The organism is Dactylosporangium sp. NPDC000555, from assembly GCF_040300025.1.
Taxonomy (GTDB): Bacteria; Actinomycetota; Actinomycetes; order Mycobacteriales; family Micromonosporaceae; genus Dactylosporangium.
This window is the reverse complement of record NZ_JBEPDB010000149.1, coordinates 1-10177: the sequence shown is the minus strand read 5'-3', so window position 1 is coordinate 10177 and position 10177 is coordinate 1. Positions and strand designations below refer to the sequence as shown.

Below are 10177 nucleotides of genomic sequence, written 5' to 3'. Positions count from 1 at the left end.
GTCGACCCAGGCGGCGCGTCCGGCGTCGAACGGCGCGCCCGGGGGCAGCCGCGGCACCACGCCCGGCGCCGGCGGGTTGGCGGCGAGGGCGTTGACGAACCCGGCCAGGTACAGCCGCTCGGCCTCGGTCAGGGCGGGCGGGGTGAGGTCGAGCCCGAGGGCGTCCATCGCGGACGGTGCGGCGACCGCGGGCGGCGCGGCGGCCGGTGCGGGCGCGACCCGGGTGAGGGCGACGGCGCACACCTTCAGCTCGGGCTGGAACGAGATCGGGTCGACGGCGTCGGAGGTGACGGCGTTGACGCTGAGGTGCTCGCCGAACAGGTCGTTCCAGTGGAACGGGGCGAAGCAGTTGCCGGGCAGCACCCGGTCGGTGACGGTGGCCGGGAGCACGGCCCGGCCGCGGCGGGAGGCGACCTCGACCCGGTCGCCGCCGGCGATGCCGAGCCGTCGCGCGTCCTGCGGGTTGAGCTCGACGAACGGGCCCGGGTTGAGCCGGTTGAGCTTCGCCACCTTCCCGGTCTTGGTCAGGGTGTGCCACTGGTGCTGCAGGCGGCCGGTGTTGAGCAGGAACGGGTAGTCGTCGTCGGGCAGCTCGGCCGGGTCCAGGTGCGGGCGGGGGAAGAACACGGCCCGGCCGCTGGGGGTGGCGAAGTTGAGCCGGGGGCGGGTGCCGCCGGGCGTCTCGCGGACGGGCTGGCTGGTGCCGTCGTTGCGGTACCGGATCGGGTTGCGGGCCGGCGACCCGGGCGGGGCGGGCCACTGCACCGGGCCCTCGCGGAGCCGCTCGTAGCTGACCCCGCGCAGGTCGTAGCCGGTCTGCGGGTTGTGGAAGCCGCGGATCTCGGCGAAGACGTCCTCGGCGGAGTCGTAGCGGAACGCGTCGCCGTAGCCCATGGCGACGGCGACCCGCGCGATGATCTCCCAGTCGGCGAGGGCCTCGCCGGGCGGGTCGGCGACCTGGCGCAGCAGCGTCAGGTTCCGCTCCGAATTGATCATGACGCCGTCGATCTCGGACCACATGGCGGCGGGCAGGATCACGTCGGCGTAGGCGTTCGTCTCGGTCTCGGCGTACGCGTCCTGGGTGATGACCAGCTCGGCGCGCTCGAGCCCCTTGATGACGGTGCGCCGGTTGCCGACCGAGGCGACCGGGTTGGTGCAGATGATCCAGCAGGCCTTCACCGCACCGGCGGCCATGCGCTCGAACAGCTCGACGGTGCCCTTGCCGACGTCGGTGCGCAGCGTGCCGCCCGGCAGGCCCCAGGCGTCCTCGACGAGGCCGCGGTCGGCCTCGACGAGCACCGAGCGCTGGCCGGGCAGGCCGGGCCCCATGTACCCCATCTCCCGGCCGCCCATCGCGTTGGGCTGGCCGGTGAGGGAGAACGGGCCGCTGCCGGGGCGGCAGATCGCGCCGGTGGCGAGGTGGAGGTTGACCAGGGCGTTGGTGTTCCAGGTGCCGTGGGTGCTCTGGTTGAGCCCCATCGTCCAGCAGCTCATCCACTCGCCGGCGGCGGCGATCAGCCCGGCGGCCTCTTGCAGCTGCCGCACCGGGATCCCGGTTGTCTCGGACACCTCGTCGGGGCCGTAGCCGGCCAGGAACGGCGGCATCGCCTCCCAGCCCTCGGTGTGCTCGGCGATGAACCGCTCGTCCACGTGGTCGCCCTCGACCAGCAGGTGCAGCAGGCCGTTGAGCAGGGCCAGGTCGGTGCCCGGCCGCACCTGCAGGAACAGGTCGGCCTTCTCGGCGGTGGCGGTGCGGCGCGGATCGACGACGACGAGCTTCGCGCCGGCCTTGACCCGGTCCATCATGCGCAGGAAGAGGATCGGATGGCAGTCGGCCATGTTGGAGCCGATGACGAGGAACAGGTCGGCGTGGTCGAAGTCGTCGTACGAGCCGGGCGGCCCGTCCGCGCCGAGGGAAAGCTTGTACCCGCTGCCCGCGCTGGCCATGCACAGCCGCGAGTTCGACTCGATCTGGTTGGTGCGCACGAAACCCTTGGCGAGCTTGTTCGCCAGGTACTGCGCCTCGAGCGTCATCTGCCCGGAGACGTAGAACGCGACGGCGTCCGGCCCGTGCTCGTCGACGATCGCCCGCAGCCGGGCCGCGGTGTGCGCGATCGCCGCGTCGACGCCGGTCTCCACGGCCCGGCCGCCGCGCCCGGCCCGCACCATGGCGGCGCCGAGGCGGCCCTTGCCGGCGAGCATCTCGGCGCTGGTCGCGCCCTTGGTGCACAGCCGCCCGGCGTTGGCCGGGTGGTCCTTGTCGCCGTGCACCTTGATCACGCGGCGCCGGCCGTCGGGGTCCGTCGCCACGTCGAGGACCATGCCGCAGCCGACCCCGCAGTACGAACAGACCGAGCGGGTCTGCATCACGGCGGTCACGCTACAAGTGGCCAGTTACATGGGTGTCACACCGATCGCGCTCCGGAAATTACGCCGACCCCACAACGTCACGCCCGCGGATGTGAGCCCCGGCCGTCATGCCCCGGCGGCGTCGAGCTCGGCCAGGATCTCGGGGCTGAGGCGCAGGTCCAGCGAGGCGATCGCCGACTCGTAGTGCTCGACGGTGCGCGGCCCGATCAGCACCACGCGCCGCGGGTCGGCCTGGTGGCGCAGCCAGGCCAGGACGAGCTGGCCGCCGCTCACCCCGAGCTCGGCGGCAAGCTTCGCGACCGTGGCCAGCCGCGCCTCGGTGTCGGCGCCCTCGTACGCGTCGAAGATGTCGGCGCGGGCGCGCTTGGCGGGGTCGTCGTAGCCGCCCTTGAGGATCGGCGAGTAGGCGACCAGCGTCAGGTCGTCGTGCGCCCGCAGGTATCGCAGCTGCTCCTCGTCGAGGATGCCGACCTTCTCCGCGCCCGGGTGCTTGCGCAGGTACGAGTGCTCCTGCTGCAGCGCGACGGGCGCGGGCCAGCCGTGGCGCTCGCACAGCCCGCGGATGCGCTCCAGTCGCCAGGTGGGCACGTTCGACCAGCCGATGTAGCGCGTCTTGCCGGCCGCGACCAGCCCGGCGAGGGCCTCGAGCGTCTCCTCCAGCGGCGTGGCCAGGTCGTCGATGTGGACGTAGTACAGGTCGACGTGGTCGACGCCGAGGCGGGCCAGGCTCCCGTCGAGCGCGTGGCGCAGCGTGTCGCCGCCGGCGCCGGCGAACATCTCGCTCAGCTCGGCGCGCCCGGACCGGACCGCTTCCGGGTCGCTCACCCAGGCGCTGCCCTTGGTGGCCAGGAAGACCTCGTCGCGGTGGCCGGTGCGGGCGAACCAGCGGCCCAGCAGCCGCTCGCTCTCGCCCCCGGTGTCGCCCGGCCGCGGCCACCAGGCGTAGCAGTCGGCGGTGTCGAGGAACCGGCCGCCGGCGGCGTGGTAGCGGTCGAGGATCTCGAACGACTCGTCCTCGCCGGAGGCGGTGCCCATCAGCATGCAGCCCAGGGCAACAGAGCTGACCTGCTCGCCGGTGCGGCCCAACGCAATCACGTCAATCATGGACACCGACGCTAGTAGCTGGAGCGCGCTCCAGGTCAAGAACGGGCGCGACGCGGTACCACCGGATCTTCTCCCGGATCCGCACCTGCTCGTCGCGCAGGGCGGCGATCTTGATCTCGATCTCGCGGTCGTGCTCCTCGAGCAGCTCGGCGCGGGCGGCGAAGGTGGCGTCGCCGCCCCGGGCGAGCTCGGCGTAGCGCAGCATGCGCGCGATCGGCATGCCGGTGTCGCGCAGGCAGCGCAGGATCGCCAGCCAGTTCAGGTCGTCGTCGGTGAACACGCGCTGACCACCGGCGTTGCGCTCGACGCTGTCGAGCAGCCCGATCCGCTCGTAGTAACGCAGCGTGTCCAGGCTGAACCCGGTCTTCTCGACGGCTTCCCGCGGGGTGTACGGCATGCCACAGTTGTACCGGTAAAGGCGCACTCTCCGCGACCCCGTTCCCCGCGCCAGATGGCCATCAGGTGAACGGCGATCAAACTCTTCTCACATCCGCGGCCTACGCCGGAGCGGCCCCGGCGGACGCGCGACGATCATGGCGTGACAGAAACCACCGTCGTGCTCGTCCTGGTGATCGTGACCGCGCTCGGATTCGACTTCACCAACGGCTTCCACGACACGGCCAACGCGATGGCCACCTCCATCGCGACGAAGGCACTGCGACCCAAGGTCGCCGTCCTGCTGTCGGGCATCCTGAATCTCGTCGGCGCGTTCCTGTCGGTCGAGGTCGCGCTCACGGTGACCAACGCCGTCGTGAAGATCCAGAACTCCAACGGCACGCCCAAGGCGGAACTGCTCGAGGGCGGCGGCTCCGCCCTCCTGCTCATCGTCCTGGCCGGCCTCGTCGGCGGGATCGCGTGGAACCTGCTGACCTGGCTGCTCGGCCTGCCCTCGAGCTCCTCGCACGCGCTGTTCGGCGGCCTGGCCGGCGCCACCATCGCCGGGCTGGGCTGGGCCGGGGTCAACTGGAACGGCAACGGCACCAAGCTCGACGGCCTCGTCGGCAAGGTGCTGCTGCCCGCGGTCATGTCCCCCACGATCGCCGCGATCGTCGCCGCGGCCGGCACCTGGCTGATCTACAAGGTCACCATCGGCGTGGCGCAGCGCTTCACCGAGAACGGCTTCCGCTGGGGCCAGATCGGGTCCGCGTCGCTGGTGTCGCTGGCCCACGGCACCAACGACGCCCAGAAGACGATGGGCGTGATCACCCTGGCGCTGATCGCGACCGGCGACTGGGCCGACACCGAGAGCATCCCGTTCTGGGTGAAGGCGGCGTGCGCCCTCTCGATCGCGCTGGGCACCTACCTCGGCGGCTGGCGGATCATCCGCACGCTGGGCAAGGGCCTGGTGGAGATCGCGCCGCCGCAAGGCCTGGCCGCCGAGTCGGCCTCGGCCGCGGTCATCCTGGTCTCCAGCCACCTCGGTTTCGCACTGTCGACCACGCACGTGGCCACGGGCTCCATCCTCGGCAGCGGCCTGGGCCGGCCCGGCGCGATCGTGCGCTGGCCGGTGGCCGGCCGCATGGTCCTCGCCTGGCTCATCACGCTGCCGGCGGCGGCGGTCGTCGGCGCGACCATGTGGTGGATCGGCCACGCCATCGGCGGCCTCGCCGGCGCGATCGTGATCTTCCTGATCCTGCTCGCCCTGGCCGCCTACATGTACTGGCACTCGCGCAGATCCCCGGTCGACCACAACAATGTCAACGACGAGTGGGGTACCACTCCCGAGCTGGCCGAGGCGGTCCGCTGATGGTCCACAACCTGCAGTTCGCCCTGCAGTCCGCGTGGCGGGTGCTGCTCGTCGGCCTGCTCGTCGGCGCCGGCCTGCCCGCCCTGTTCGCGCTCGGCGTGCGCTCGCTCGCCTGGGGCGCCGGCGGCGACGCCGAGGCGCACGAGCCGGGCACGGCCGGCCCGAAGGCGCAGCCGATCGGCACCGTGCTCGGCTGGGCCTGCATCGGCGTGGTGCTGCTCGGCGTGGCGCTGGGCATCACGTACATCGTCGCGAGCGGGTTCGGCAAGGCGCTGAGCTTCGAGCACATCTTCCCGACGATCGTCGACAAGCAGTAGGGGGATCCGTGAGCGAGTCCCGGTCCAACTTCCTCAGCCGCAGCATCGACTGGCTGCGCGCCGGCTACCCCTCCGGCGTGCCCCGGCAGGACTACGTCGCCCTCCTCGGCCTGCTGCGCCGCAAGCTCACCGAGGACGAGATCCGCAAGATCGCGCGGGACCTGGCCGACCAGTCGCAACGCAACGCCGACCCCATCACCACCGACGACATCGAAGAGATGATCAACGATTCGGTACTGCAGGAGGCCAGCCCCGAGGACATCGGGCGCGTCTCGGCCCACCTCGCCGCCGGCGGCTGGCCCCTCGCCGACCCGCCGGACGACTGACGCCCGGCGGCGGCTCAGGGCGTCACCCCGAACGTGACGCGGTAGCTGCAGCCGCCCTTGCAGGCCATCGTGGCCGAGTCGTCGAACGCGTACGAGTAGGCGTGGGGCGCGGCGCGCTTGAACACCTGGGTGTAGTCCACCGGCCACTTCGCCGGGACGCAGTGCTCACGGCCGGCCCAGGGGCCGCGGCAGCAGTACGTGTCGCCGCCGAAGGCCGCGCACGGGTTCTTGCACGCGCCGCCGGCGGCCTGCATCTGCTGCGGGCAGTCGACCGGCCGGGTGCAGCCCGCGGCGACGCAGCCGGTCGGCGACACCGGGTCCTTGCCGGCGGAGTGGGCGACGTTGATCCACATCGGCAGGTTCGAGCCGTCGACCATGCTGACGTCGTAGAAGTCCATCCCGCCCCAGGCGGCGAGGGCGAACTCGGCCAGGGTCGCGGGCGTCGCGCCGCTGCCGGTGCACTGGAAGCGCCCGCCGCAGTCGCCGGTCTGGCAGTGCCCGGCGCCGGAGGCGTCGAACGAGCAGCCGGTGCGCCCCCAGAACCGCCCGCCCCAGCCGCTGGGCACGACGACCGTCACGCTCTGCCCCGGGTCGATCACCCAGCCGGTGGCGGCGAGCGGGTGGGCCTTGTCCGGCGTGGCGGCCGCCCAGATCCGCTGCCCGAGCGCGTTGACGAGGGTCACGGTCCGGGCGCCGGCGGGCACGCTCGGCGGTCGCGAGCCGCTCGGGGCCGGCGAGGACGACGAGGACGGCGAGGCTGCGGCGAGCCGGCCGACGCCGTCGCCGGGCCCCGCCGGGGACGCGGACGTGGATGTCTCGGACGGGCCCGGGCCCGGCGGAACCGGCGAGATCGATGATCCGGGCGAGGCGCCGGCCGCCGGTGCGGCCGACCCGCGGGTCAGCGTGAACGTGACCAGCGCCGCCGCCACGAGGACGAGCGCCGCGCCCGCGCCGGCGAGGGCGCGCCGTGAGATTCGCATGCCCAGGAGACGCCCCGCCGGCCCGGCGATAACGGTTTTCGCTCAGGCTCGTGATGCCAGCATCTCGACGTAGTGCGGGTTGTACATCACGCCGAGCAGGTTGCCGAACGGGTCGACGAGCGTGGCGGTGACGAAGCCGTGGCCGCGGTCCTCGACCGGCTCGTGCGGTGTGGCGCCGAGCCCCACCAGCCGGGCGACCTCGGCCTCGACGTCGTCGACGTGCCAGTAGAGGACGGCGCCGACCGGGCCGGTCGGGGTGTCGCCCGACGGGCCGGGGGCGCGGAAGCGCGCGTCGATCAGGCCCAGCTCGGCCTGGTGGTCGCCGAGGCGCCACTCGGCGTAGCCCTCGCGCAGGAAGTACGGCTCGACGCCGGTGACCCGCGTGTACCACGTGCGCGCGGCCGCCCAGTCGGCGGCGAAGTAGCTGACGGTGGCCATGCCTCGAAGTGTCATGCCGGCAACGCTAGGCGGGGTTGCGGAAGATTAGCTTCCTAAACTTATCTAATATTGGCGAATGCTGGAAACCTCCGTACGGCTGCTGCGGTTGCTCTCGCTGCTGCAGCAGCGGCGGGAGTGGGCGGGTGCGGAACTGGCGGCACGGCTGGAGGTGTCCACGCGCACCGTGCGCAGCGACGTGGACCGGCTGCGGCAGCTGGGGTACCGCATCGATGCCTCCACCGGCCCCGGCGGCGGCTACCGGGTCGGGCCCGGCAACGCGCTCCCGCCGCTCGCCCTCGACGACGACGAGGCCGTCGCGGTCGCGGTGGGGCTGCGGGCGGCCGCGGCGGGCAGCGTCGCCGGGATCGAGGACGCGTCGCTGCGGGCGCTGACCAAGCTCGAGCGGACGCTGCCGGGCCGGCTGCGGCCGCGGGTCGACGCGCTCAGGTCCGCGACCGTCTCGGCGGCGGGCGGCGGCCCGGCCGTCGACCTGGACACCCTCACGCGCATCGCGGACGCCGCACACGGGCAGGAGCGGCTGCGGTTCACCTACGCGGCGCACGGCGGCGAGGCCGGCGTGCGCGACGTGGAGCCGCACACGCTCGTCTACACCGGCCGCCGCTGGTACCTGCTGGCCTGGGACACCGGCCGCCGGGACTGGCGCACGTTCCGGGCCGACCGGATCACGCCGCTGCCGGCGGACGCCGCGGCCCCCCGGTTCGTACGGCGCGAGCCGCCGGGCGGCGACGCCGCCGCGCACGTGCTGCGCGGCGTGACGGCGGCGCCGTTCCGCTACCGGGTGCGGATCCGCTTCGCCGCGCCGGCCGCGGTGATCGCCGAGCGCAGCACCCCGACATCGGGCCGGATCACCGAGCTGGCCGACGGCGGGTGCGAGCTGGCGACGGGCACCGACTCGCTGTACGACCTGGTGACGTACCTGGGCAAGTTCGAGGTGCCGTTCACCGTGCTGGAGCCGCCGGAGCTGCGCGACTTCCTGCGCTCGCTCGCCGGCCGGTACCTCGCCGCCGCCGAGCCTTCCGCTTCGTAAAGACTGCGTCCCGTGCGGGGCCGGTGCGGTCAGGCCGGCTTGGGCATCGCGCGCAGGCGGGCGAGCTGGGTGTGGCTGAGGTCGTGGGCCTGCCGCAGGTGGCTGGTGATGACCTCGAGCTCCTCCTCGGTGTGCCCGGCGAACAGGTCCTGCCACGCCTGCCCGAGCTCGTCCCAGACCGCCGAAACCCGGGCGACGCGCTCGGGGACCGTGCTGACCAGCACCCTGCGGCGGTCGTCGCGGTCGGGCGCGCGGACCACGTAGCCGCCGCGCTCCAGCCGGTCGACCAGGCGGGTGGCCGAGCCCGTGGTGAGGCCGGTGAGGACGGCGATCTGCTTGACGGTCAGCGGGCCCGGCTCCGCGGTGAGCAGGCTCAGGGCCTGCACGTCGGTCGGGTGCAGGCCGAGATGGTCGGCGATCGCCTGGTTGAACAGCACGTACGCCGCGTTGTAGCGGCGCGAGGCCAACGCCAGCTCCTCGTACAGCCGTGCCCGGCGGGCACCCGTCACCTGGATCACACTCCAAATAGCTGCGTGACGCAGCGATTCTCCGCTATTTTACTGCGCGACGCAGTTAATCTATCGCGCCTGGAGGAATCATGCTCACCGTCGCCGTGGCCGGGGCCACCGGGGCGCAGGGCGGGGCCACCGCCCGCGCCCTGCTCGCCGCCGGCAACCACGTCCGCGCCCTGACCCGCCGGCCGGACACGCCCGCCGCCGTCGCCCTGCGCGACCTCGGAGCCGACGTACGCCACGCGGACTTCGACGACGGCGACTCGCTCGACGCCGCGCTCGCCGGCGCCGGCGCGCTGTTCGCCGTCACCACGCCCTTCGGCACCGACCTGGCCACCGAGGTCCGCCAGGGGACGGCCCTCGTCGACGCGGCGGCGAGGGCCGGGGTCGGTCACGTCGTGCTCACCTCCGCCGCCCACGCCGATCGCGGCACCGGCGTCCCGCACTACGAGAGCAAGTACCTCGTCGAGCGGCACCTGCGCGCCTCCGGCGTGCCCTGGACCGTGATCGCGCCGGCCGCGTTCATGGACAACTACGCCGGCGGCTGGACCCTCGAGGGCCTGCGCGACGGCACGTTCGCCTGGCCGATGCCGGCCGACCGGCCGCTGACGCTCATTCCGGCCGCCGACATCGGCGCCTTCGCCGCCCTGGCCCTGTGTCGCCCCGCCGAGTTCACCGGCCGGCGCCTCGACATCGCGTCCGACGAGCGGACCCCGGCCGAGATGACGCGGATCCTCGCCGACGCCATCGGCCGCCCGATCGCCTACCGCGAGGTGCCGCTCGCCCACGTCCGGACCCGCTCGGCGGACCTGGCTGCGATGTTCGAGTACTTCAACACGACCGGCCTGGACGTCGACGTCGCCGGCCTGCGCCGCGCGCACCCGGAGGTCGGCTGGCACACCTTCGCCGGCTGGGCCGCCGCGCAGGACTGGCCCGCCCTGCTGGCTCAGGAGACGGGACGGTCGATACGGTAGACGTGGTGGCGGCGCGGCCCCTGCGGCGCGGCCGCTACGGCGCCGCCACGCCGGTCGGGGCGTCCGGGTCCAGCGCCGCCTCGACGGCCACCGCCTCCAGGCCACGCAGCAGCGCCTCCGCGTCGCCGGGCGCGATGACGTGCGTGTCCATGAACACGGTCGCCTGCGTCGCGCCGGTCACCTCGTCGACGTGCACGATCAGCGGCTCGAACGGCACGTCCTGCCGCGTGGTCCAGACGAACTCGCCGCCGCCCGCGGCCGCGGCCACCTCGGCCGCCGACGGCACCGGCACGCCGTATCCGTCGAGCCAGCTCGCGGTCTCCGCGTCGGCGAGCACCAGCCGCGCCTCGGCGTCCTGGAG

At 73.4% G+C, this 10177-nt stretch carries 11 protein-coding genes and 1 pseudogene; 5 read left to right on the top strand and 7 right to left on the bottom strand.

Annotated elements, in window-relative coordinates:
- The 3 genes from ABT297_RS41630 to ABT297_RS41620 all read right to left on the bottom strand — a co-directional run.
- Positions 1 to 2367 (bottom strand): molybdopterin oxidoreductase family protein (locus ABT297_RS41630; protein WP_350559239.1); only part of this gene is annotated, 2367 nt, incomplete at its 3' end.
- A 108-nt stretch (positions 2368 to 2475) separates the two neighbouring features.
- Positions 2476 to 3474, bottom strand: a complete 999-nt coding sequence (locus tag ABT297_RS41625) for an aldo/keto reductase (RefSeq protein WP_350559237.1) — start codon at positions 3472 to 3474, stop codon at positions 2476 to 2478.
- The gene (locus tag ABT297_RS41620; RefSeq protein WP_350559235.1) at positions 3467 to 3871 is read right to left on the bottom strand and encodes a MerR family transcriptional regulator; all 405 of its coding nucleotides are present in this window, start codon (positions 3869 to 3871) and stop codon (positions 3467 to 3469) included. The genes ABT297_RS41625 and ABT297_RS41620 overlap by 8 nt, the downstream gene beginning before the upstream one ends.
- Before the next feature lie 141 nt (positions 3872 to 4012).
- Here ABT297_RS41620 and ABT297_RS41615 point away from each other — a divergent pair, with 141 nt between their 5' ends.
- Genes ABT297_RS41615 through ABT297_RS41605 form a run of 3 tightly spaced genes read left to right on the top strand, consistent with a single transcriptional unit; the run spans position 4013 to position 5864 of the window.
- On the top strand, positions 4013 to 5221 hold the full coding sequence (locus ABT297_RS41615) for an inorganic phosphate transporter (RefSeq protein WP_350559233.1): 1209 nt from the start codon (positions 4013 to 4015) through the stop codon (positions 5219 to 5221).
- On the top strand, positions 5221 to 5538 hold the full coding sequence (locus ABT297_RS41610) for a hypothetical protein (RefSeq protein WP_350559230.1): 318 nt from the start codon (positions 5221 to 5223) through the stop codon (positions 5536 to 5538). Before ABT297_RS41615 ends, ABT297_RS41610 begins: the two co-directional genes overlap by 1 nt.
- An 8-nt stretch (positions 5539 to 5546) precedes the next feature.
- Positions 5547 to 5864: a DUF3349 domain-containing protein gene (locus ABT297_RS41605; protein WP_350559227.1), complete on the top strand. Its 318-nt coding sequence runs from the start codon at positions 5547 to 5549 to the stop codon at positions 5862 to 5864.
- Positions 5865 to 5878: 14 nt separating this feature from the next.
- On the opposite strand, the gene ABT297_RS41600 is transcribed toward ABT297_RS41605, so the two are convergent.
- Both ABT297_RS41600 and ABT297_RS41595 read right to left on the bottom strand, forming a co-directional pair.
- Positions 5879 to 6844: a thaumatin family protein gene (locus tag ABT297_RS41600; protein WP_350559224.1), complete on the bottom strand. Its 966-nt coding sequence runs from the start codon at positions 6842 to 6844 to the stop codon at positions 5879 to 5881.
- 42 nt (positions 6845 to 6886) lie between these two features.
- Complete coding sequence (locus ABT297_RS41595) at positions 6887 to 7297, bottom strand: VOC family protein (protein ID WP_350559221.1); 411 nt, start codon at positions 7295 to 7297, stop codon at positions 6887 to 6889.
- 61 nt (positions 7298 to 7358) lie between these two features.
- Between ABT297_RS41595 and ABT297_RS41590 the strand changes: the two genes are divergently transcribed.
- Positions 7359 to 8330: a helix-turn-helix transcriptional regulator gene (locus ABT297_RS41590; RefSeq protein WP_350559218.1), complete on the top strand. Its 972-nt coding sequence runs from the start codon at positions 7359 to 7361 to the stop codon at positions 8328 to 8330.
- A 29-nt stretch (positions 8331 to 8359) separates the two neighbouring features.
- Here the strand turns inward: ABT297_RS41590 and ABT297_RS41585 are convergent, their stop codons facing one another.
- The gene (locus tag ABT297_RS41585) at positions 8360 to 8839 is read right to left on the bottom strand and encodes a MarR family winged helix-turn-helix transcriptional regulator (RefSeq protein ID WP_350559215.1); all 480 of its coding nucleotides are present in this window, start codon (positions 8837 to 8839) and stop codon (positions 8360 to 8362) included.
- Positions 8840 to 8928: 89 nt separating this feature from the next.
- Between ABT297_RS41585 and ABT297_RS41580 the strand changes: the two genes are divergently transcribed.
- Entirely contained in the window at positions 8929 to 9816 is an 888-nt protein-coding gene (locus tag ABT297_RS41580) for an NmrA/HSCARG family protein (RefSeq protein WP_350559212.1), read from the top strand.
- Positions 9817 to 9850: 34 nt separating this feature from the next.
- On the opposite strand, the pseudogene ABT297_RS41575 reads toward ABT297_RS41580, so the two are convergent.
- Positions 9851 to 10177: pseudogene (locus ABT297_RS41575) on the bottom strand (hypothetical protein); the annotation flags it as partial.

Bases quoted from the DNA above. Each gene is read 5' to 3' on its own strand.
- ABT297_RS41625 (WP_350559237.1), bottom strand. From the start codon at position 3,474: ATGATTGACGTGATTGCGTTGGGCCGCACCGGCGAGCAGGTCAGCTCT.
- ABT297_RS41620 (WP_350559235.1), bottom strand. From the start codon at position 3,871: ATGCCGTACACCCCGCGGGAAGCCGTCGAGAAGACCGGGTTCAGCCTG.
- ABT297_RS41610 (WP_350559230.1), top strand. From the start codon at position 5,221: ATGGTCCACAACCTGCAGTTCGCCCTGCAGTCCGCGTGGCGGGTGCTG.
- ABT297_RS41600 (WP_350559224.1), bottom strand. From the start codon at position 6,844: ATGCGAATCTCACGGCGCGCCCTCGCCGGCGCGGGCGCGGCGCTCGTC.
- ABT297_RS41595 (WP_350559221.1), bottom strand. From the start codon at position 7,297: ATGACACTTCGAGGCATGGCCACCGTCAGCTACTTCGCCGCCGACTGG.
- ABT297_RS41590 (WP_350559218.1), top strand. From the start codon at position 7,359: ATGCTGGAAACCTCCGTACGGCTGCTGCGGTTGCTCTCGCTGCTGCAG.
- ABT297_RS41580 (WP_350559212.1), top strand. From the start codon at position 8,929: ATGCTCACCGTCGCCGTGGCCGGGGCCACCGGGGCGCAGGGCGGGGCC.